The 21,763-nt window shown below is 63.8% G+C and carries 22 protein-coding genes; 6 read left to right on the top strand and 16 right to left on the bottom strand.

Annotation, left to right across the window (positions count from 1 at the left end; genetic code table 11):
* Position 1: 1 nt before the first annotated feature.
* From RBB32_RS00945 to RBB32_RS00915, 7 genes are all read right to left on the bottom strand, one after another.
* A complete protein-coding gene (locus RBB32_RS00945) occupies positions 2-790 on the bottom strand; it encodes a ScpA family protein (RefSeq protein WP_306150799.1) in 789 nt (262 codons plus the stop codon).
* Complete coding sequence (nagZ, locus tag RBB32_RS00940; RefSeq protein ID WP_306150798.1) at positions 783-1,814, bottom strand: beta-N-acetylhexosaminidase; 1,032 nt, start codon at positions 1,812-1,814, stop codon at positions 783-785. The genes RBB32_RS00945 and nagZ overlap by 8 nt, the downstream gene beginning before the upstream one ends.
* Entirely contained in the window at positions 1,790-2,701 is a 912-nt protein-coding gene (locus RBB32_RS00935) for an SPOR domain-containing protein (protein WP_306150797.1), read from the bottom strand. Before RBB32_RS00935 ends, nagZ begins: the two co-directional genes overlap by 25 nt.
* 80 nt (positions 2,702-2,781) lie before the next feature.
* Positions 2,782-4,527, bottom strand: a complete 1,746-nt coding sequence (argS, locus tag RBB32_RS00930) for an arginine--tRNA ligase (protein ID WP_306150796.1) — start codon at positions 4,525-4,527, stop codon at positions 2,782-2,784.
* Between the two features lie 11 nt (positions 4,528-4,538).
* On the bottom strand, positions 4,539-5,192 hold the full coding sequence (locus RBB32_RS00925) for an SDR family NAD(P)-dependent oxidoreductase (protein ID WP_306150795.1): 654 nt from the start codon (positions 5,190-5,192) through the stop codon (positions 4,539-4,541).
* Between the two features lie 33 nt (positions 5,193-5,225).
* Positions 5,226-7,055, bottom strand: coding sequence for a sodium:proton antiporter (locus tag RBB32_RS00920; protein ID WP_306150794.1), 1,830 nt, complete (start codon positions 7,053-7,055; stop codon positions 5,226-5,228).
* Positions 7,056-7,057: 2 nt separating this feature from the next.
* A complete protein-coding gene (locus RBB32_RS00915) occupies positions 7,058-8,227 on the bottom strand; it encodes a deoxyguanosinetriphosphate triphosphohydrolase (RefSeq protein WP_306151141.1) in 1,170 nt (389 codons plus the stop codon).
* 77 nt (positions 8,228-8,304) lie between these two features.
* Between RBB32_RS00915 and RBB32_RS00910 the strand changes: the two genes are divergently transcribed.
* The gene (locus RBB32_RS00910) at positions 8,305-8,628 is read left to right on the top strand and encodes an iron-sulfur cluster assembly accessory protein (RefSeq protein ID WP_306150793.1); all 324 of its coding nucleotides are present in this window, start codon (positions 8,305-8,307) and stop codon (positions 8,626-8,628) included.
* 12 nt (positions 8,629-8,640) lie between these two features.
* On the opposite strand, the gene RBB32_RS00905 is transcribed toward RBB32_RS00910, so the two are convergent.
* From RBB32_RS00905 to RBB32_RS00890, 4 genes are all read right to left on the bottom strand, one after another.
* A complete protein-coding gene (locus RBB32_RS00905; RefSeq protein WP_306150792.1) occupies positions 8,641-8,982 on the bottom strand; it encodes a hypothetical protein in 342 nt (113 codons plus the stop codon).
* A gap of 99 nt (positions 8,983-9,081) precedes the next feature.
* A complete protein-coding gene (locus RBB32_RS00900) occupies positions 9,082-9,978 on the bottom strand; it encodes a DMT family transporter (protein ID WP_306150791.1) in 897 nt (298 codons plus the stop codon).
* On the bottom strand, positions 9,975-11,054 hold the full coding sequence (locus tag RBB32_RS00895) for a hypothetical protein (protein ID WP_306150790.1): 1,080 nt from the start codon (positions 11,052-11,054) through the stop codon (positions 9,975-9,977). The genes RBB32_RS00900 and RBB32_RS00895 overlap by 4 nt, the downstream gene beginning before the upstream one ends.
* Positions 11,055-11,112: 58 nt before the next feature.
* Complete coding sequence (locus tag RBB32_RS00890) at positions 11,113-11,331, bottom strand: DUF6749 family protein (protein ID WP_306150789.1); 219 nt, start codon at positions 11,329-11,331, stop codon at positions 11,113-11,115.
* A gap of 334 nt (positions 11,332-11,665) precedes the next feature.
* On the opposite strand from RBB32_RS00890, the gene xth reads away from it, so the two are divergent.
* Positions 11,666-12,448, top strand: a complete 783-nt coding sequence (xth, locus tag RBB32_RS00885; RefSeq protein WP_306150788.1) for an exodeoxyribonuclease III — start codon at positions 11,666-11,668, stop codon at positions 12,446-12,448.
* A 154-nt stretch (positions 12,449-12,602) separates the two neighbouring features.
* Here the strand turns inward: xth and RBB32_RS00880 are convergent, their stop codons facing one another.
* Positions 12,603-13,769, bottom strand: coding sequence for an FAD-dependent monooxygenase (locus tag RBB32_RS00880; protein ID WP_306150787.1), 1,167 nt, complete (start codon positions 13,767-13,769; stop codon positions 12,603-12,605).
* Between the two features lie 73 nt (positions 13,770-13,842).
* A complete protein-coding gene (gene dksA / locus RBB32_RS00875; protein WP_306150786.1) occupies positions 13,843-14,298 on the bottom strand; it encodes an RNA polymerase-binding protein DksA in 456 nt (151 codons plus the stop codon).
* Positions 14,299-14,459: 161 nt separating this feature from the next.
* Here dksA and RBB32_RS00870 point away from each other — a divergent pair, with 161 nt between their 5' ends.
* The 4 genes from RBB32_RS00870 to RBB32_RS00855 all read left to right on the top strand — a co-directional run bounded on the left by RBB32_RS00870 (position 14,460) and on the right by RBB32_RS00855 (position 18,323).
* Positions 14,460-15,299 (top strand): MoxR family ATPase, encoded by an 840-nt coding sequence (locus tag RBB32_RS00870; protein ID WP_306150785.1) that lies wholly within the window; start codon positions 14,460-14,462, stop codon positions 15,297-15,299.
* A 282-nt stretch (positions 15,300-15,581) separates the two neighbouring features.
* Positions 15,582-16,949: a DUF2927 domain-containing protein gene (locus tag RBB32_RS00865; protein ID WP_306150784.1), complete on the top strand. Its 1,368-nt coding sequence runs from the start codon at positions 15,582-15,584 to the stop codon at positions 16,947-16,949.
* A 15-nt stretch (positions 16,950-16,964) separates the two neighbouring features.
* The gene (locus RBB32_RS00860) at positions 16,965-17,132 is read left to right on the top strand and encodes a hypothetical protein (protein ID WP_306150783.1); all 168 of its coding nucleotides are present in this window, start codon (positions 16,965-16,967) and stop codon (positions 17,130-17,132) included.
* Positions 17,133-17,138: 6 nt separating this feature from the next.
* Positions 17,139-18,323, top strand: coding sequence for a VWA domain-containing protein (locus tag RBB32_RS00855; RefSeq protein ID WP_306150782.1), 1,185 nt, complete (start codon positions 17,139-17,141; stop codon positions 18,321-18,323).
* Positions 18,324-18,745: 422 nt separating this feature from the next.
* Here RBB32_RS00855 and RBB32_RS00850 read toward each other — a convergent pair whose 3' ends face one another.
* The 3 genes from RBB32_RS00850 to RBB32_RS00840 are packed head-to-tail and all read right to left on the bottom strand — an operon-like array spanning position 18,746 to position 21,747.
* Complete coding sequence (locus RBB32_RS00850; RefSeq protein WP_306150781.1) at positions 18,746-19,879, bottom strand: PLP-dependent aspartate aminotransferase family protein; 1,134 nt, start codon at positions 19,877-19,879, stop codon at positions 18,746-18,748.
* Positions 19,876-20,628, bottom strand: coding sequence for an aspartate/glutamate racemase family protein (locus RBB32_RS00845; protein ID WP_306150780.1), 753 nt, complete (start codon positions 20,626-20,628; stop codon positions 19,876-19,878). Before RBB32_RS00845 ends, RBB32_RS00850 begins: the two co-directional genes overlap by 4 nt.
* A 15-nt stretch (positions 20,629-20,643) precedes the next feature.
* Positions 20,644-21,747, bottom strand: a complete 1,104-nt coding sequence (locus RBB32_RS00840) for an anhydro-N-acetylmuramic acid kinase (RefSeq protein WP_306150779.1) — start codon at positions 21,745-21,747, stop codon at positions 20,644-20,646.
* Between the last annotated feature and the right edge of the window lie 16 nt (positions 21,748-21,763).

Below are 21,763 nucleotides of genomic sequence, written 5' to 3'. Positions count from 1 at the left end.
CTTAATCCTTGCGCCGCAATTCGATGGGCGCGAATGTTTCGCTTTGCCTGATCTCGGCACGCCCCTCTTTCACCAGTTCCAAAGAGGCCGCAAAGGTCGAGGCCGTGGCCGACCGGATGCGCGCCGGATCCCCGGCGAACTCCTCGGGCAGATAGGTGGAAATATCGGTCCACGTGCCTGCAAACCCAATCAGGGGCCGCATCCGTTCAAGCGCCTGCTCCAGCGTGAACACCGCATCGCGATCCATGACATAGGGGCGAAATTCATCCTTGGTGCGGATGCGGGCATAACCCTGCATCAGGTCCAACAGCGTCGCGGTATAGGTGACCTTCTTGACCCTCTGCACATCTTCGGGGACGCCACGGACAAAGAAATCGCGGCCCATCTGATCGCGCGCCATCAGCCTCGCGGCATGTTCGCGCATGGCCTGCAGGCGCTCAAGCTGGAACGCCAGATGCGCGGCCAGTTCCTCGCCCGATGGCCCCTCTTCCTCGGGGTCGGGTGGCAACAACAGGCGCGACTTTAAAAAGGCCAGCCATGCCGCCATGACCAAATAATCGGCGGCCAGTTCGATGCGCAACTGCTTGGCCCGGTCAACAAAGGCCAGATATTGCTGCGCCAATTGCAAAACCGAAACCTTGCGCAGGTCCACCTTCTGCGTGCGGCTGAGGGTCAACAGCGCGTCCAAAGGCCCTTCAAAGCCGTCCACATCGACGATCAGCGCCTCCGCCGCCATGCGGTCGGAAACACTGGTCACCGTGGTTTCTGTCTCGAAATCGTCCTCAGCCATCACCGCGCCCTGATATCAGCGCGTCCAGCTTTGCCTCAAGGGCGGGAATGTCAACCTCCGTGGGGGTCTGACGGGCGGCGATGGCGCGGGCCGCGCGGGCCTCGGATGCCCCTTCCAAGCGGCCCGACGCTTCGGCCACGGCCCGGCGATCCTCAAGCGTCGCATTGCACAGCAAGACCACGTCACAGCCCGCCGCGATGGACCCCGTGGCAATCTCCTCCAACGACCCCGAAAGCGCCTTCATCGAAATATCATCGGTCATGATCAGCCCGTCAAAGCCGATCTGGTCGCGGATCAGCTGCATCATCACCGGCGAAAGGGTCGCGGGGCGCGGGTCGATCTGCGAATAAACCAGGTGCGCCGTCATCCCCATGGGCAGGCCATTGAGCGCGCGAAACGGCAGGAAATCCACCGCCTCCAGATCGTCGCGCGGGGCATCGACCACGGGCAATTCCAGATGGCTATCGGCCTGCGCGCGGCCATGGCCCGGGATATGCTTGAGCACCGGCAAAACCCCGCCTTCCAACATGCCATCGGCCACGGCCCGGCCCATGCGCGCCACCTGTGCCGGATCGGTGCCGTAACAGCGGTTTTTCAGGAAAGGGTGTGTTGCCGCCCCCGCCACGTCGACCAAGGGGGCGCAATTGCTGTCGATGCCTAGATCGCGCAATTCATGCGCAATCATGCGATAGCGCAGGTACATGGCCTCTTCGGCGCGGTCCCCCGCCGCCTCGACATGCTCAAGCGGCGGCAGCCATTCGCGCCACAGTGGCGCCCGCAGGCGCTGCACACGCCCGCCTTCCTGGTCAATGGTGATGGGCGCCTCGCGCCCCACGGCCTCGCGCAGCTCATCACACAGCGCGTGCACCTGATCGGGCGTGTCGATATTGCGCGCGAACAGGATAAATCCAAAGGGGTTGGCCCCGGCGAAAAACCGTTTTTCTTCGGCGGTCAGGCGCAGGCCCTCGGCATCAAGGATACAGGCCCCGATGCCGCCGCTCACCGTGTCACCACCGGGATGCATTCGGCGTTTTCGGCCACCAGGGCCGAGCAAAAGCGCCGCGCATCGCTGAGGTCGTCAAACCCCATGGCCCGCAGGCGATAAAAGGTCCGCCCGCCGCTTTGCGCCTTCTGGATCACGCGATCCTTGTCTTGCAGGTAATCCTCGAAGCGGCCTGAAATCCGTGTCCATTCCTTGCGGGCAACCTCGGCGGATTCATAAGCGCCAAGCTGTGCCAAACGGGTGCCGGTTGGGATGCTCTCGGGGTCGACGTCACGGGGGCCGCTCGGTTCGGGCGCGGCGGCCACCTGTTGCAGGTTCGACAGGCCCGCCGGACGCAGCTTGGGACGCAGAGAAACCTTCAAACCCCCTTTCACCTCGGCCTTCGGCGCGGGCTCGGTCACCGGGGAAAGGTCTTCCAAGGGCGTCACGCCATCCGAAAGCTCATTCGCCAGGGCCTCGACCGCGGCCAGTTGCACGGCCTCGTCTTCGGCGCTGCGCGGCTCGCCCGCTTCGGCGGTCGGGGTCGCCTCGTCTTCTGCCGATGCGGCCGCCTCGGCCACCTCTTGCGGCGGGGTATCTTCCAGCGTCAGGTCCAGCGGTTCGGGCGCAAGGATCAATTGTTCGACCGGCCCCGAGGCAGTGCCCACGGCGGCCACCTCATTGACGGCCAGCCCTTGGTTCAACGCCTGCCGCCCACCCGGATCTTCGGGTTGAATGCGCATCGGCCCTTCGGCGGCGCGCACCACCGGCACACCGCTGACGTCGCGAACCATGATCTTGTAGCCCCAAACGCCAATCCCCACGATCAGGGCCAGCGACACCGCCGCCCCCGCCAGATTGGCCATTTTCGCAATACCGTTGTTCTGCTCCGGCGCAGCGCCATACTGCGCCCCGTGCATATCTGCCATCTCTCGCCTCACTGCCACGGCGGGACATGGCCGCCGGGGATTACTTATCTGCCTCACCCCGGCGCATGCGTGCGGTTTTGTTACCGCATCTCCTCGGCCGGAGTGACACCAAGAATACCAAGACCTGCGGAAATAACAACGGTCGTGGCCCGCGCCAGCGCGATTTTCGCCTGTGACGTGGCCGTATCGCCCTCCTGCAAGAACCGCAGGGACGGATCATCGTTGCCCCGGTTCCAAAGCGCGTGCAATTCGCTGGCCAGATCGTAAAGGTAGAAGGCCACGCGATGCGGCTCGTTCGTGCGGCCCGCAATTTCCACCATACGCGGCCATTCGGCCAGTTTCTTGGCCACCGAAAGCTCGGCCTCGTGGCTCAGGCTGGCCAGGTCGGCCTTGGCCAACGTGGCGTCCTCCACGTCAATCCCGGCCTCACGTGCCTTGCGCAGCACGCTGTTCACGCGGGCATTAGCGTACTGGACGTAAAACACCGGGTTGTCCTTGGATTGCTCCAGCACCTTGTCGAAATCGAAATCCAGCGGCGCGTCGTTCTTGCGGGTCAGCATGTGAAAGCGCGTCACGTCCTTGCCCACGGCATCCACGACATCGCGCAGGGTTACGAAGGTGCCGGCGCGCTTCGACATCTTGAAGGGCTCGCCGTTCTTGAAAAGCTTCACAAGCTGGGTCAGCTTGATATCCAGCGGCACCTTGCCATCCGTAAGGGCCGACACGGCGGCCTTCATGCGTTTGACGTATCCCCCGTGATCGGCGCCAAAGACGTCGATCAGCATCTCGAACCCGCGTTCCACCTTGTCATAGTGATAGGCGATATCGGGGGCGAAATAGGTCCAGCTTCCGTCGGATTTCTTCACCGGGCGGTCCACGTCATCGCCATGTTCGGTGGATTTGAACAGCGTCTGTTCGCGCGGCTCCCAATCCTCGGGCTTCTTGCCCTTGGGCGGCTCAAGCACGCCTTCATAGATCAGGCCCTTGCGCTCCAAGGCGTCCAGCGCCTCTTCGATCCGGCCCGTGCCATACAGCGATTTTTCCGAAAAGAAGACATCCATTTCGACGCCAAGCGCCTTGAGGTCTTCGCGGATCATCCCCATCATCGCCTCGGTGGCAAAGGCGCGCACCTCGGACAGCCATACGGCCTCGGGCTGATCGACATAGGCCTCGCCCACCTCTTGCATCAGGGCCTCGCCCACCTCGATCAGGTAATCGCCCGGATAGGTGCCGTCCTCGAACGCCACCTCGCGGCCATGCGCCTCAAGATACCGCAAGTAAACCGAGCGCGCCAAGACATCGACCTGCGCGCCGCCATCGTTGATGTAATACTCGCGGGTCACATCATACCCCACGAAATCCAGAAGGCTGGCCAAAGCATCGCCGAATACCGCGCCGCGCGTGTGGCCGACGTGCAAAGGCCCGGTGGGGTTGGCGCTGACGTATTCGACGTTCACGCGCTTGCCCTGCCCCATGTCCGAGCGCCCGAAATCATCGCCGGTTTCCAGCGCGGCGCGCATCACCGCCTGCCACATCGAAGGCGCCAGCCGCAGGTTCAGGAAACCCGGCCCGGCCACCTCGGCCTGCGTGATCCGGTCGTCACCGCGCAACCGGGTGGCCAGATCCTCGGCAATATCGCGCGGCTTGGATTTCGCCGGTTTCGCCAAGACCATCGCGGCATTCGTCGCCATGTCGCCATGCGCGGGGTCGCGCGGCGGCTCGACCGTCACATTGCCAAGGTCAAGCCCCTCGGGCAGCGCGCCCTCGGCCTGCATCGCGGCCAGCGCATCCAGAACCAGCGCATGGATTTCGGTGAAAAGGTTCATCGTCACATCCTTCATTCGTCGCGCGCCGGTTTAACACCGCCACGCCCCGCGTCAACGGCATCGGGCGCAAGAGGCAAGACATGGCCCGGCGCAAAGGCACCATCGCGCGCCATCACCGCGCACAGGGCCTGCCGCAGCCCCATTGGCGCGGCGCCATTCCCCGGCAACCGCAGCCCCGTCACCCAAAGCGCCTTGGCCCAGGGTTCGGCCTGCATCACACCCGGCAAAACCTCCAGGGCCTGGGTCAGGGCCTTGTCGCCTGCCTCTTGCCCCGCCTCGACGGCAGAATGCAGCATGACAACCCGGCCCCGGCCCCGCGCCAATCCCCCCGCCAAGCCCTTGGCCATGGCTGACATGGCCTGTACAGCGGCACCAAGGCGATGCGGCGCGCGCAGGGGATGGCACTGGATCAAAAGATCCAACGGTTCGTCCGCCCATACCTCGTAAAACGCGCGGCACTGCGCCGGTTTGAACAGATCAAGCCGCAGCGCCTCGATCCGGTCCGGGGCCAGCGCGGCAATCGCGTTTACCTGTCGTTCATCATGGTCCACCACGACAACGCGCGCCCCCGCACGGGCCGCCATCCGGGCCAGATCACGCCCTTCGGTACAGCCTGCGGCAAGGACCACCACGACCTTGTCCCTGAATTCCATCGCATCCATCATCACTCATACCCGATGGCCAAACCGCCCGCCTGTTTATCCTTGCCCGTCTTTTGCCACCTCCTTCGGCGTCATCAAGGCCAGAACACGCATGCCCGGCCCCGCCTTGGGCGTTGCGTTCTCGGCCAAAAGGCGCAGGCCCCCGCCCTCGGACACCTCGGCCAGCAAGATAGCATCGGGGTTGGTCTCCTGCCATTGATCAAGCGTGAAATCCTCGCTCAGCCGCGTGGCCCGCACTCTCCACCCGGCATTCATCTTCGAGGCGATCTCGTAATAGGTCAGCCCCCCGGCAATGGCGCGCCCCCCCAAGGTCGACGGCAGCGAATGGCGGCGACTGTCCTGCTTGGCGCGCTTAAGCTGAAAGACATTGTCACGGCCGAATTCCGGCGCCAGATCGGTGGCGACAAGCGTGTTGTAGGCGTCATTGTCCGAGGCGGCGACAACCTTGCCGAAACTCATGATCTCAACACCATGTTCGGCGGCCTCCGACAGGATATCGCCGAAAAACACCGGCAATCCTTCTTCCCGCGCGCTCCGCAACCGGGTCCGGTTGGCATCCGCGATCAACACCGGCACCTCCAAATCGCGCAGCGCCTTGGCCAGCGAGGCGGCGAACTGCGAGCCCCCGGCGATGATGACCCCCGGCGTGGCCGCCCCGGCCAGCCCCAAGGCCCGCGCCATGGGGCGCAGGGAAAAGCCATGCAAGACAACCGTCGCCGCCACCAGCGCAAAGGCCAAGGGTGTCAAAAGCGCCGCCTTTTCAATGCCTTCCGCAACCAAGCGCTCCCCGAAAAGGCCCGCCACGGCCACAAGGACCACACCGCGCGGCCCCGTCAGCCCTACCAGAAAACGCTCTTTCATCGGTAAATTGGTGCCAAACAGCGCCAGAAGCACCGTCAAGGGCCGCACCGCAAGGATCACCACCAGAACGAACAGCCCCGCGCGCCAATCCAACAGCGCCAGCGTTTCGAAATCCATATTGGCGGCCAGAAGGATGAACACGCCCGAAACCAGAAGGATCGTTGCGTGTTCCTTGAAACGGCGCAACTCGGTGTAACTGGGCAAATCGGCATTGGCGATCCAGATGCCCATGACCGTAACGGCCAGCAACCCGCTTTCATGCAACACGTAATCCGACAGGGCAAAAACCCCCAACAGAACGGCGAAAAGCACCGGCACCTTCATGTATTCGGGAACATAGGCGCGCCGGAAGCCTTCGGATATGGTCCACCCGGACGCAGCACCCAAAACCCCCGCGACCACCACGCCGCGCACCATGTCCCACACAGCGTCGCCCATGGTCTCGGCCGCCTGCAGGACAAGCACCACCTCGAAGGCCAGCACCGCGGCCAGGGCACCGATCGGATCGTTGACAATGGCCTCCCATTGCAACAATTGCGCCGGTCTCCGGTGCAGGCGCGCCTGCCGCAGCAAGGGGGCGATCACCGTCGGCCCGGTGACGATCATGATACCACCAAAAACAGCCGATGAGGCCCAATCAAGCCCCGCCACGTAATGCAACGCCAAGGCGGACAAAAGCCAGCCAACAGGCGCGCCCACGACAACCAGTCGCTTCACGCCTTCCGCCGCCCCGCGCAGGGAATGCAGGCTCAGAGTCAGACCGCCTTCAAACAGGATGATCGCCACGGCGACCGCGATCATCGGCTTCATCAGGGGGCCGATATCACGCTCGGGGTCAAAAACCCCGAACACCGGCCCAACCGCCAACCCGGCCAGAAGCATCAACACGATCGCCGGCATGCGCAACCGCCACGCCAGCCATTGCGCCCCCACGCCAAGCGCGCCCACAAGCGCGATTGCCATCACCGGGCTCAACGCCCCGTCGGCAGCAGTCTCAACAGCCATGTCTACACGCCTCCACGTTCAATACTCATACTGCCATCCCCCAAAAGCCGCGCATGACTTTCCAACGCAAAGCGATCGGTCATTCCGGCGATATAGTCGCTGACCAGCCGCGCAAGCCCGGTTTCATCGGTAACCTGCGCCACATCCCCCTGCCAACGGGCGGGCAAATGCCCCGGGTGCGACATGTAAAAGGGGAAAAGCTCTTCGACAACATGGGTCACCCGCTTGCGCATCTCGATCACACTTGGCGCACGGTACATGCGTTCGAACAAGAACTCGTGAATGGCGCGGATATCGCGCCCGCCCTGATCGGAAAACCGGATCACCGGGCGCCCCAGGTCGCGCACCGCCTGCGCCGTCTCCGGCGCCGCCTCCGAAAGAATCTCGCGCGAGGCTTCGATCACATCGCCCACCATAACGCCAAAGACCCGGCGCAGGGCCTCGTGCCGTCGGCGGTAATCGTCGATATCGGGATATTTCGCATCCACCTCGGCGTAACACGGCCCGACAATCGGCAAGGCGCGGATATCGGCCTCACTGAACAGGCCCGCGCGCAAGCCATCGTGCAAATCGTGGTTGTTATAGGCAATATCATCGGCCAGGGCGGCCACCTGCGCCTCGGCGCTGGCGTGGCTGTGCAATTCCAGATCGTGCCGCGCATTGTACTCGGCCAGGGCCCAGGGCAACTTGCCGGTGACCGGCCCGTTATGCTTGGCAATCCCTTCCAGCGTGTCCCACGTCAGGTTCAGCCCGTCGAACTCGGAATAGTGCCGCTCAAGGCTGGTGACGATGCGCACGGCCTGTGCGTTATGGTCGAACCCGCCATAGGGCTGCATCAAGGCATCAAGCGCATCTTCGCCGGTATGCCCAAAGGGCGTGTGCCCCAGATCATGGGCCAGTGCCACCGCCTCGGTCAGTTCCTGGTTCAGGCCAAGCGCCCCGGCGACGGTCCGCGCCACCTGTGCCACCTCGATCGAATGGGTCAACCGCGTGCGGAAATAATCGCCCTCGTGTTCCACGAAGACCTGCGTTTTGTGCTTGAGTCGGCGAAAGGCGCTGGAATGGATGATCCTGTCGCGATCCCGCTGATAACACGAGCGATGCGCGCTTTCCTCTTCATCCACCAAGCGGCCCCGGCTTTGACCGGGAACCGAGGCATAGGGCATTTGCATGACAGCCATCCTTGTCGCCTGTTGACGCGCCCCATATATTGTAAACCAATTCAATTAGGAACCGTCAGGAGCGCGCCATGCAATTGCCCCCGAAAGTGACCGACCGTGCATTCTCCCGGCTGGCCGAGATCGGCGCCGGTGACCAGGGCCAGGCCCTTCGCATCGCCGTCGAAGGCGGCGGCTGTTCGGGCTTTCAATACGACATCAAACTGGACAGCCCCGCCGAAGATGACATGATCCTCGAAGGTCAGGGACAGAAAGTCGTGGTCGATGCCATCTCCCTGCCCTTCCTGACCGGGGCGACGATTGATTTCACCGAGGAACTGATCGGCGCGCGGTTTACCATCGAGAACCCCAACGCCAGCAGTTCCTGCGGCTGCGGCACGTCCTTTTCGATGTAAACGCAAGGCGGCTCAGGCCGCCTTGGCCTCATCTTCCTTGGCCTCAACGTCTTCGGCCTCGTCTTGGTTGGCCTCGTCTTCCGTCGCGGCATCCTCGGATTCCGTCGCGTCGGCGGGCCGGGTTTCAGGCGCGGGGTCTTCCTCCGGCTTGGGCAGCGCCAAGGCCTCGTCCGGGAATTGCTCGGGCAGGTCGAACGACAGGCTGCCGGTCTCGGGTGTCACCGTCACCGCCGGTTTCTCGGGCAAGTCGGCGATCGCTTCGTTCAATTCCTCGATCAAGCGTGTGAACCGCTCCCGCTGGTTTTCCTTGGCGGCTTCGGCCCCCCCACGCAGACGCTTAAGAAAATCGAACATATTATCCCCCTTGGTTATTGATCTGGCCAAGGCTAACGCATTTCGGGCCGGGATTTCGCGGGGAAATCATGAGAATCCACCGCATGAGCCGTGACTTGCCTATTCCGCGGGCAATGCAGGTGCACGTTCGGGCGACGGCCGGGCCTGATCGCGCACCAGCCAAAGGCCCGCCGCAATCACGATCCCCGCGCCAAGAAACACCCCCGGCCCCGTTTGTTCGCCAAAGACAAACGCCCCGATGGCGACCATCCAGACGAACTGCATATTCATCAGCGGCGTCACCACATAGGCCGGCAGCGCCCGCAAGGCGGCCACCAAGACCCATCGCGCCGCGAACAGCAACACGGCATAGACCGTGGCCCATGCCACATCCGCCATGCCCATCGGCGCAAAGACGAACGGCAGCGCCGCGCCCATCGTCACCCCAAGCGCAAGATTGGGGTAAAACACCTGCGCCAGAAGGTTGCTTTCGCGCTGCCCGATATAGCGCGACGTGACCAGCGATACGGTCCCAAGCAGAACCGCCGCCATGGCCACAAGATGCCCCGGCCCGATGGACGACAGCCCACCGGGAAACAGGCACATCACCCCAAGCGCCCCCGCGCCAAGCGCGCCCCAGACCGGGCCGCGCACCCCCTCGCCCAGAACCGGGCCAGACAGGAACGCCGCCATAAGCGGGATCAGTGCGATGAAGATGAAAACCTCGGCAAAGGGCAGCAGGGCGAAGGCATAGTAAAATGCGACCGATCCCGAAACCGTGGCCCCGGCCCGCAGGGTCATGGCCATTGGGCACCGGGTTCCAAGGCCCTGCCCCCGCGCAGCCCCGACCCGGCCCATGACAAGGCACAGGCCCGCCACCAAAAGCCCCGAAAGGGCAAATAGTTGCGGCGCGGCATAGGCTTGGCCGAACTGCTTGGTTATGGCGTCGGCCCCGGTGATCAACAGCGTGTACAAAAGGCACAAGGCCCCGCCAAGCATGACCGGGCGCGCCGTCATAGGGCGGCCTGCTGCATGCCCGTCCGGGCAAACCCGGCAAAAAAGGCCTCAAACCGGTCGGTCGCGGCCTCGGCCGCCAAAAGCACCCGGCGCGCCTCCTCCGATAGCGCCTCCTGCACGCGGTCGCGCATCTTGTGCCAATCGGCACTGCGCGCGCCCTCCATCCGGTAAATGCAATCCGACAGCTCGCGCAGCGGCCCCGCCGCCGGGCTGGGCTGGCGAAACACCACGCGGCCCTCGGGGATTTGCTGGGCAAATCCGCCTTGGCCGGCCACCTGCATCGCCCAGTTCACCACCAGCCACGGGTGATAATCATCCTGTGGCGCGCCCTGCCCCGGCACGGCCTCCAGCCGGAAAAGCCCGGCCTGATCGCGCAGCCAGCGTTCCCAAACCTCCGGCGGGGTGTCTCCGGCAAAGCGCAGGGCAATGCAAATCTCGGCCAGCAAATCAAGGTTCAACTCCAGAAACGCCAGCGTTCCGGCGAAATGCAGGCTGTCGATGAAATCCTTGCCCACCTGCGGATCGCGCCGGCCATATTCCGACAGGTAAAACACGATATGGGTCAGCTCGTAGGCGGCCTTCTTGTTGGGCAGCGTAAAGGTTTCCGAGCGCTGCGCAAAGCCGCGCAAACGGTCGGTCAGCCCCTCATCCTCGGCCACCGGGTCCACGCCGCGCCGCAGGCACAGACGCCGCGCCTCGGCGCGTTGCAAATCCGAAAGCTCGGCCCGCGGCAGGCCTTGCTGGGCGACCCAACGGGCAAGGCCTTCGCCCTTGTTCCCGCCAATCCCCAGGTCCTCCAGGTCCAGGCAAAGGCCCAGGAAAAACCGGTAATATTGCGGGAAGAACCCCATGCGCCGCTCAATCTCGTCGTAAAAGGCGCGATGCACCTCCAGCGCGCCCTCGGGCAATACCGCGCCGCTGCTTTCCAATACGTTAAGCGCCTCGGCATTTTCCTTCAGCCAGAACACGTCGCCGTCAAACCGGCGCTCCCTGGCGAACACATCCAGCATGGCCGCCTGCCGCGCGGCCATGCTGTTCTGGCGAAACGGGACATCCAGTTGAACAACGTTATCCATCGGTGATCTCCTTTTCACAGGGCTGTGCAAAGGGCGAATGCCCCGTTTCCTTGACGCCTCAAAGGCTTGTGGTGAAAGCCTCAACCGCTTCACCGGTTTGGGCATCGCTCGTGGCCACCGGCCCCAACGAGGTCGTCATCAGTTCCACGCCCTCACCAAGCCCCATGTCGCTGCCCGCGATCAGGGATGTGGTAAAGGCCTCGACCGCCTGACCGCCGTGCAGATCGGCTTCGACCGTGTGGGGGGTGCGCTCTTCGGTTTTCAGTTGTGCAAGCATGTTTTTCTCCAAGGTTGCGTTGGTTGCAGCATGCAAACGCTTGCACGGTCAGATTGCTTTCCAAAGCGAATTTTCGCGCATTAATCGTTATCCACACGCAATCCACAACCTATGCATGCGCACAAATATCTGAGTTCTCGTTTGGAAAATCCGCGCCGATATCTGGTATAAATTCTTATCCACACATCCCAAATGTGGATAATTTCAACCCAAAAACGATTTTTACACCGCGAATCAACCCAAGGGATACTCCGGTTTTCCATGGACGGTTCGGTGCCCCTTGCCCCCGCGGGCACGCTGCGCGATAGATGGGCCAAACACCAAGGGGTCACCCATGAAAATCGCCAGCTTCAACATCAACGGCATCAAGGCGCGCATCGGCGCGCTGACTGATTGGCTACGAGAGGCGCAGCCCGACGTCGCGCTTTTGCAGGAAATCAAGTCCATCGACGAAAATTTCCCGCGCGAACATTTCGAGGACATGGGCTATACCGTCGAAACGCACGGGCAGAAAAGCTTCAATGGCGTGGCCATCCTTTCGAAACTCCCGCTTGAGGATGTCACCCGCGGCCTGCCCGGCGACGACGAGGATCAACAGGCCCGCTGGATCGAGGCCACGGTCATGGGCGACAAGCGCCCGGTGCATCTCTGCGGGCTTTACCTGCCCAACGGCAACCCCGCGCCGGGTCCGAAATACGATTACAAACTCAAGTGGATGGAGCGCCTCAAATCCCGCGCCGAAACCCTGCTTGAAACCGAGGAACCCTTTCTCATGGCGGGCGATTACAACATCATCCCGCAAGATGAAGACGCCAAGCGCCCCGAGGCATGGGCCAAGGATGCCCTTGCCCTGCCCGACAGCCGCGCCGCCTTTCGCCGGATCGTGAACCTCGGCTTTACCGAAGCCTTCCGAACCCGCCACCACGGGCCCGGCCATTATACCTTCTGGGATTACCAGGCCGGCGCATGGAACCGCGATGACGGCATCCGCATCGACCACTTCTTGCTTAGCCCGCAATGCGCCGACCTGTTGCTGGACTGTCAGATCGACAAGGACATCAGGGGCCGCGAAAAACCCTCCGATCACGTGCCCATCTGGGTGGAACTCGACGCCTGAAGACAGCGCGAGACAGGCCAAAACGGCCTGACAAGCGCGCCTAAGGCGTTTCGCGAAAAACCTGAGTAACAGATTTTCGCGAAACGCAGTGCTCCGCTCAATCGTTGCACGCCTTCCGCCTTTCGCTGATGCATCAGGTTAAAGGCGGAACGCTTTAGACTGCGGTCTCGTCGTGGCCGTAAATCCAATTGAACTGTCGCATCATCCGGTCCGGCGCAAAACGCCCGCCCACACGCAACAAGCCATGCGCCGCCCACCGCAGCGGCGGCAGGCTCAGGTGATATTTCCATGCATTGCCGCTGGCCGCGTCCACCACCCGCTTGGCCCGCTCCGCGCGCCGCGCCTGGTATCGTGTCAGGCGCGCCTCCGTGTCGCCCGCCCCCGCCAGACTGTCCGCCAAGGCCCATGCATCCTCAAGCGCCATGCAGGCCCCCTGCGCCATGAACGGCAGCGTCGGGTGCGCCGCATCGCCCAACAGGGCCACACCGCCACCATGCCACTTGGCCGCAACCGGATGCCGGAACAGCCCCCAAAGATACACTTCCTCGACCCGCGCCAGCATATCCTGCGCCTCGGGCCCGAAATCCCCAAAGGCCGCCCGCAACGACAGCGGGTCGTCTTTCTGGCTCCAGCTTTCCGCGGTCCATGCCGCCCGCTCCTGCACGGCGACGACATTCAACACCTTCGAGCCGCGCATCGGATAACTGACCAGATGGCGCATCGGCCCCATGTGAATTCGCGCCTCCGGCCCGCGCCCTTCGGCATTGGGGATCACCGCGCGCCAGGCCACTTGCCGGGTGAAAAACGGGGCCACCGTGCCGTTCAGCGCATGGCGCGTCTTGGAATGCAGACCATCGGCACCGACAACGACATCGGCCTCCAGAACGGCACCATTGCTCAAATACACCGCCGGGCGCGCGCCCGGCTCCACCCGCGCCACCTTCTGCAACAACCGGATGCGCACCCCCGCGGCGCGGGCACCTTCGGCCAGCACCTCGATCAAATCGGCCCGATGCAGGAAATAATAGTCGCGGCTGTCCAGCCGGGTCAGGTCAAGCCGCGTCACCTCGCCCTTGTGATAATCCCGCAGGCTGACCGCCTGCGCCTGCACGCCCACCGCACGCAAGGCATCCGACAGCCCAAGCGCGCGCAGCACGGCAAAGCCGTTGGGGCTGATCTGCAGGCCCGCGCCGACCTCGCGAATCGCATCGGCCTGCTCCAACACGGTCACCTCGGCCCCGCGCAGCGCCAAGGCGCGCGCAACGGCCAAGCCACCGATCCCGGCGCCGATCACAAGGCATTTCAATCCCTCAAGGCTCATCGCATTTCCCGCCCCAGACGAAAAACGCCGAGGCCATCGCCCCGGCGCTCCCCAACTCCCACCGCGGCGACGATCAATCGTCGCGGTGTACTTTCTCGCGCCGCTCGTGGCGTTCCTGCGCTTCAAGGCTCATGGTCGCGATCGGCCGCGCATCCAGCCGTTTCAGGCTGATCGGGTCTCCGGTCACTTCGCAATAGCCATATTCGCCCTCTTCGATCCGGCGCAGCGCGCTGTCGATCTTGGCGACCAGCTTGCGCTGACGGTCACGGGTACGCAACTCGATGGCACGGTCGGTTTCTTCGCTGGCACGGTCGGCCACGTCCGGGATCGCCCGGGTGCTGTCCTGCAGCCCCTCGATGGTGTCCCGGCTGCCTTCCAACAGCTCGTTTTTCCAGTTGATCAGCTTCCGGCGGAAGTACTCCACCTGACGCTCGTTCATGAACGGCTCGTCTTCAGCCGGGCGATAGTCTTCAGGTAGAAAGACTTCGGCTTTCATGGTGCTCCCCTCATCAAGGCCAATGTCTGGCATGGCGTATTGTCTCCTCAGACCGTTGGCGCCTCCATGGGGTCGCATTACACCCGCCACGCGGCAATGTCACTAGGCAATCACTGCGGATTGATGTGTTTCGTGCTTGGCCTTACTGTCCGCGCTGAAACGTTATGCACGCTAGCGCAAAGGTAAGGAAACACATGAAATTTCAAGGCACCGAGGCCTATGTCGCCACCGATGACCTCACCATCGCGGTCAATGCCGCCGTCACCCTGGAACGCCCCCTTCTGGTCAAGGGCGAACCCGGCACCGGCAAGACCGAACTGGCCCGGCAAGTGGCCCAGGGCCTCGGCCTTGAGATGATCGAATGGAACATCAAGTCCACAACCAAGGCGCAACAGGGCCTTTACGAATACGATGCCGTGTCGCGCCTGCGCGATAGCCAGCTGGGCGATGAACGCGTCCACGACGTGACAAACTATATCCGCAAGGGCAAGCTCTGGCAGGCCTTCGAGGCGGACAGGAAAGTCGTGCTGTTGATTGACGAGGTCGACAAGGCCGATATCGAGTTTCCCAACGACCTGCTGCAAGAACTCGACCGGATGGAATTCCACGTCTACGAGACCGGCGAAACCATCCGCGCGCAAAACCGCCCCATCGTGATCATCACCTCGAACAACGAAAAGGAACTGCCCGACGCCTTCCTGCGCCGCTGTTTCTTCCATTACATCCGCTTCCCGGACATGGAGACCATGAAACAGATCGTCGAGGTGCATCACCCCGGCATCAAGGATCAGCTTCTGACAACCGCGCTCACGCAGTTTTATGAAATCCGCGAACAGGCGGGGCTGAAGAAAAAGCCCTCCACCTCCGAGGTGCTGGACTGGCTGAAACTGCTTCTGGCCGAAGACCTCGACCCGGCCGATCTCAAGCGGGATGGCGCCGATGCCCTGCCGAAACTGCACGGGGCCCTTCTCAAGAACGAGGCCGACGTTCATCTTTTTGAGCGCCTCGCCTTCATGGCGCGACGTCAACGTTAATCCCAAAAAGAAACCAGGCCATTGATAAAAGGCAATAATTCTCCATCTCCTGCAACCGGTTCGGCCTCCCGCCGAATCGGTCACATTTTTGCCTTTTTCGCTCCTTACGGTGGACAGGATGAGGGGCATAAATACCTCCGAACCTGCACGGGCAGCAAACAGACCGGACAACAGGCGCACAGGAACAACGCACCGCTGACCGCATCTCGCCGACGCAGGACAGATGCGCCCGACCCGTCCGGGTGGGCGCATGTGTTGGGAACTAGAGGCTTCGGGGGGCAGATGCGTCGCGTCATTTTACCTATCTGTTTGATGCTGGGCGGCTGCATGTCCGGTACGCCGGGCGACATGCCCTCGCGGGCGGCCACGCATCACGAAAGCACCATGCCCGCGATGAAGCGGTTTTCCGCCCCGCGCCCGGTGCCCCCGCAGCGTTCGAATCGCGATATCCAACGCGATTTTCTCGAACTCAGCTTCCAGTTGGAATCCGGCAGGCCCCTGCAGCATTTCTCGCGGTTCGAGGAACCGATCTCGATCCGCGTGACCGGCAGCCCGCCGCCAACCCTCGTTCCCGATCTCAACCGCCTCGTGCACCGCCTGCGCACCGAGGCCGGGATCGACGTGGCGCGCGTCCGCTCGGACACCGCCAACATCACCATCGAGGCGGTGCCGCGTAGCGAAATCCGCCGCCACCTGCCGCAAGCGGCCTGTTTCGTGGTGCCCAACATCTCGCGCCTGTCGCAATACCGCAAAGCCCGCCACAGCCGGATCACCAACTGGTCGCTGCTGAAAACGCGCGAGAAACTGGCCGTGTTCATTCCCAGCGACAGCTCCCCGCAAGAGGTGCGCGATTGCCTGCACGAGGAACTGGCACAGGCCATCGGGCCGCTCAATGACCTCTACCGCCTGCCCGATTCCGTCTTCAACGACGACAACGTGCATACCGTGCTCACCGGCTTTGATATGCTGATCCTGCGCGCCTATTATTCGCCCGATCTGCACTCGGGCATGACCCGCGCGCAGGTGGCCCGCCGCTTGCCGGCCATCCTCAGCCGATTGAACCCGACGGGCGATCAAATCGCCCCGCGCCATGCCTCCAGCACGCCGCGCGCATGGGTGCGCAACATCCAGACGGCGCTTGGCCCGGGCGCGCGCTCGGCGCAACGCCGCAGCGCCGCGCGCGAGGCCCTGCGCATCGCCGAGGCCGTGGGCTGGACCGATCACCGCCGCGCCTTTTCGCATTTCGCGCTTGGCCGCCTGACACAGGCCTCCGACCCCGATTTCGCCCAGGATCAATTCGTCATCGCCGAACAGTTCTACCAACGGACACCGGGCACCAGCCTGCACCGCGCCTATACCGCCTCGCAACTGGCCGCCTATGCCATCGCCAAGGGCCGCGGCGAAGATGCCCTGATGCTGCTGACCCCGCACCTTGCCACCGCCGAACGCCATGAAAACGCCGCCCTGCTGGCAACCCTGATGATGCTGCGCGCCGAGGCGCTGGAACTCACCGGCCGCGTCGCCGAGGCGCAGGCCGTTCGACTGGACAGTCTGGGCTGGGCACGATACGGATTCGGCGCGGACTGGGCCGTGCGCGCCAAACTGCGCGACATCTCGGCGCTCAGCCCGCTTAAAGGAGCGAACCTCTAACAGGGCTGGCACAGCATGATCATGATTATTGGCGCCATCCTTGGTGCCCTCACCGGCGCGATGATCGCCAAACGCCGCAAGGGCAACACGGCGGATATCCTGCAATACGCCTTTGTCTATTGCCTCGTCTTCACGCTCGCGTCACTGTTCATCACCATCTTCATCTATCGCGGCGCTGCCTGATCCGCGATGTTCCTGCCCTTCTTCGATACCCTGCGAAAAACCGGCGTGCCCGTAAGCCTGCGGGAATACCTGACTTTTCTTGAGGCGCTGACCGCCGATCTGGTCACCTATGACGTCGAAGGATTCTACTACCTCGCACGGTCAGCGATGGTGAAGGACGAGCGGATGATCGACCGCTTCGATCGCGCCTTTTCGCATTGCTTCCAAGGGCTTGAGGAAATCACGGCGCAGGATGTCCTGAACGCCGTGGACATCCCCGAAGACTGGCTGCGCAAGATGGCCGAAAAGCACCTGTCGCCCGAGGAACAGGCCGAGATCGAGGCGCTTGGCGGCTTCGACAAACTGATGGAAACCCTCAAGGAACGGTTGAAGGAACAGGAAGGCCGCCACCAGGGGGGCAACAAATGGATCGGCACCGCCGGCACCTCGCCTTTCGGCGCTTACGGGTATAACCCCGAAGGCGTGCGCATCGGACAGGACAAATCCCGCCACCGCCGCGCGGTGAAAGTCTGGGACAAGCGCGAGTTCCGCAACCTCGACGACAGCGTCGAGATTGGCACCCGCAACATCAAGGTCGCGCTCAAACGCCTGCGCCAATGGGTGCGCGACGGCGCCGATGAAGAGCTTGACCTCGATGGCACCATCCGCGCCACCGCCGAACATGGCTACCTTGACGTGCAAACCCGCCCGGAACGGCGCAATGCCGTGAAAGTACTGCTGTTTCTCGACGTGGGCGGCTCGATGGACGACCATATCAAGGTGGTCGAGGAACTGTTTTCCGCCGCCCGGGCCGAGTTCAAACACCTCGAATACTACTACTTCCACAACTGCCTCTACGAAGGCGTCTGGCGCGACAACGCCCGCCGCTGGAACGAGGTGACGCCGACATGGGACGTGATGCACACCTACGGGCCGGATTATAAATGCATCTTCGTCGGCGACGCCTCGATGTCGCCCTACGAGATCGCCTATCCCGGCGGCGCGAATGAACACTGGAACGCCGAAGCGGGCCAGACATGGCTGGACCGTGCCCGGCAGCAATGGCCCGATCACCTGTGGATCAACCCGGTGCCACAGGGGCACTGGCCCTACACCCAGTCGATCAAGATGATCCACGAGATTTTCGAGGGCCGCATGGTGCCGATGACCCTTGAAGGGCTGGATGCAGGCATGCGCGAACTGGTGCGGTGATCCGTCACCCCGGTTGAAACCGCGCCAAGACCTGTTACATCTCTGACCACCGCGGGCGGCCAAGGGCCTGCCCCGTTCACGGGAAAGCGGCACGATCCGCGCCCGGACCACGAGCGACACCGCCGGTCCGCCCGATAACCAGCGACGATCCCTTTCCTCCACGGCGCCCATGCGCCGTGCCGTGCTTTGGACCGCCGCCAAACAAGAAAAAGGAGAATGACCATGACCATCGAAGAAATTGAAACCCGCATCCAATCCCTGCGCGACGCAGGCATGCATATCGCCGCCAAGGCGATGATCCGCGAACGCGACAAACTGGCCCGCCAGGCCTGACCGAAAGGCGCGGCTGCGCCGCACAGGTTAGTGGGGATGAGGGGCTCTGCCCCTCAAACTCCCCGGGATACTTGTGAAAAGAAGAAAGCCTATTCGAGGGCTTGTTCGATATCCGCGATCAGGTCGCCCGCGTCCTCGATCCCCACCGACAGGCGCAGCAGGTTTTCGGGGATGCCGGTGTCGGGTTCGATCACTTGGCGGTGCTCGACCAGGCTTTCGACGCCGCCCAGTGACGTGGCGCGGTGAAAGACCTGCAGGCGCGAGGCCAGTCGCGCCGCACCCTCGAACCCGCCTTTGACCAAGATCGACACGAGGCAGCCAAAGCCGCCCCGCATCTGGCGTTGGGCCAGGTCGTGTTGCGGATGGGCGGCAAGGCCCGGATACCAGACCGCCTCGAGCCCGGCATGATGTTCAAGCGCCTGTGCAAGGCGCAGGGCGTTTTCGCTGCTGCGCTCGACCCTTAGCGGCAGGGTGCGCATGCCCCGCATCAAAAGCCATGCGTCGAACGGCCCGAGGATGGCGCCGGCATCGTGCCGGTCGGTGCAAACGGCCTGCCATGCGGGCAGGTTTTCGTCAGCCACCGACAAAGCGCCCCCCACGACATCGGAATGGCCATTGAGCGCCTTGGTGGCCGAATGCATCACAAGGTCGGCCCCCATTTCCATGGGATGCATCAGAACCGGCGTCGCCGCCGTGGCATCCACCGCCAAAGGCGCGCCTGCCCGGTGGGCCATCTCTGCCGCCTGCGCGATATCCACCAGCTTCAGCCAGGGGTTCGAAGGCACCTCGATCCAGACCAGGTCGGCCTTGGCCTCCAAGGCCCGTGCCAGCAGCGCCGGATCAGAGGCATCCACCTCTTGCAAGGCGATGCCGCGCCGCGCGCAGAAGTCGCGCGCCCATTTCACCGTGCCCCAGTAGATGCCCGATTGCATGACGATCCGGCCGCCGCTCGGCACCGTGCGAAACAGCGCCGCGATCGCCGCCATGCCCGAGGGGAAAAGCCGGGTCGCCGCCGCCCCTTCCAGCGCGCGGATCACCGCCTCGGCCTGTCGCACGGTGTCATTTTCATCCCGGCCATACATGTTGTCGGGACGCCAAAGCGCATAATCCTTGTCGCGCCCGTAGGTGGAGGCCATCGAGATGCCCGGCACCACGCCGCCTGTTTCGTGCTGGGCCGCGCCGGCCGCTTGCGCGGCGACCGTGGCCGGTTTCCAATTGCTCACGCCAGTATCCTTTCATTGTTCCGTGCAAAAAGCCGCCCCGGGCCCCAGCCCTGTGCATCGATTCCGCCCATCGACAGAAGGTGCCACAAAAGCGCCTGGTTGGAGCTGACCACCGGCAGGCCCAACTCGGCCTCGACCGCGCCGATCACGCCAAAGGTCCGCAGGTTGGTGCAACTGGCGAACACCGCCTCCACCCCCGGCGCGCGGCCCGCCTCAAGCATCGCCGCGCGGGTCGAGGCCTCGCTTATCCGCGCCACCGTCCAGTCATCGCTTTGCCCGAAGCTCGCTTCGCTGACCACCTCGATTCCCTGCCGGGCCAGATAGGCGATCATCGGCGCGGTGACCTCGGGCACATAGGGCGTGACCAGCGCGATGCGCCGCGCGCCAAGCGCTTCAAGCCCCGCGATCACCGACGACATCGGGTTGGTCACCGGCACATCGCCCTGCGCCTTTTGCACCAGTTCCTGAACCCGGGCCGGGCCGATCACCGTCGCCCCCGAAGTACAGCCATAGCCCACCGCCCGCAGGCCCTCGGGCAGGCACGCCGCCGTGCTGGTCATTTCATCGGCCATGGTCACCAGATCATCCGGCGTCACATCCGCCCGCGCCGGGATGCGCGCGTGCAAAAGGTTCACCGCGCGCCCGGCCAGAACCTGCCGGGCCTCGTATTCCAAGGTCTCGTCGGTGCTCAACACGATCAGCCCAAGGCGGCACCCGCCGCCCGCACCTGTATCGATTTCATACTGCATGGCATTCCTCTTTGTTCATGCGGCTTTCTCGGGGCGGCTCAGGGTGCCGCCGGCCACTGCCCCCGCCACCCCGGTCGTTCCCGGGCAGGAGGTGGGCAGGCCCCGCGCCACGCGCACCGCCAGAAAGGCAAAAGCCTGCGCTTCCAGCATATCGCCGTCAAGGCCCACCTCCTCGACGGGGGCGACATCACAGGGCAAAAGCGCGGCAAGCCGGGCCATGATGGCCGGGTTCTTGCGCCCGCCGCCGGTGACCAGAAGTTGCGCGGGCGGCTCGGGGCAATGCTCCAGCCCACGCGCCACGCTGGCGGCGCAGACCTCGACCAGGGTGGCGGCGGCATCGGCATCCTCCAGCCCCCTGACCATGTCGGGCAAGCCCTTGAAATCATCCCGGTCCAGCGATTTGGGCGGCATCCGGTGGAAATACCCATGGGTCAGGAATTGCTCCACCACGCCCTGCTCCACCTGCCCGGCCAAGGCCAGCGCGCCGCCCTCGTCAAAGGCCAGCCCCCGCCGGTCCTGCATCACATCGTTGATCGGGGCATTGGCAGGGCCGGTATCAAAGGCCAGAAGCGCGCCGGCCTCCTCGGGGGCCGCGCGGCGCGGATCGGCCCATGTGACATTGCCCACCCCCCCAAGGTTCAAGAATGCCACCGGCGCCTCGGCCCCCATCCATTGCGCACAGGCGAAATGATAGAACGGGGCCAGCGGCGCCCCCTCTCCGCCAAGGGCCACGTCGGCACTGCGGAAATCCCAGACCACGGGCAGGCCAAGGCCCTGCGCCAGCGAATCGCCATCGCCCAATTGATGCGTTCCGCGCCCGCGCGGCTCATGCGCCAGCGTCTGGCCGTGAAACCCGACAAGCGCCACATCCCCGAACCCGGCCAAGGCCTCAAGGTGCGCGCGCTGCACCACCTCAAGCGCCGCGGCGCAATCCTCGCCGGGCCAGCGCCCCAAGGCGCCGCGCAGCACGCCGCGCTCATCCTCGGTGTAGGGCCGGTAACGGCTCTCGCCAAAGCCGAAGATCCGCGCGCCATCGGTCTCGACCACCGCCGCATCGACGCCATCCAAAGACGTCCCCGACATCGCCCCAAGCGCCCGAATCCGTTCACCCTTCAACATGGCCTTTTCCTTCGCC

Source organism: Roseovarius sp. MMSF_3281 (genome assembly GCF_030733685.1).
Classification (GTDB): Bacteria; Pseudomonadota; Alphaproteobacteria; order Rhodobacterales; family Rhodobacteraceae; genus Roseovarius.
The sequence above is the reverse complement of the archived record's forward strand: the minus strand, read 5'-3'. Positions and strand labels throughout refer to the sequence as shown.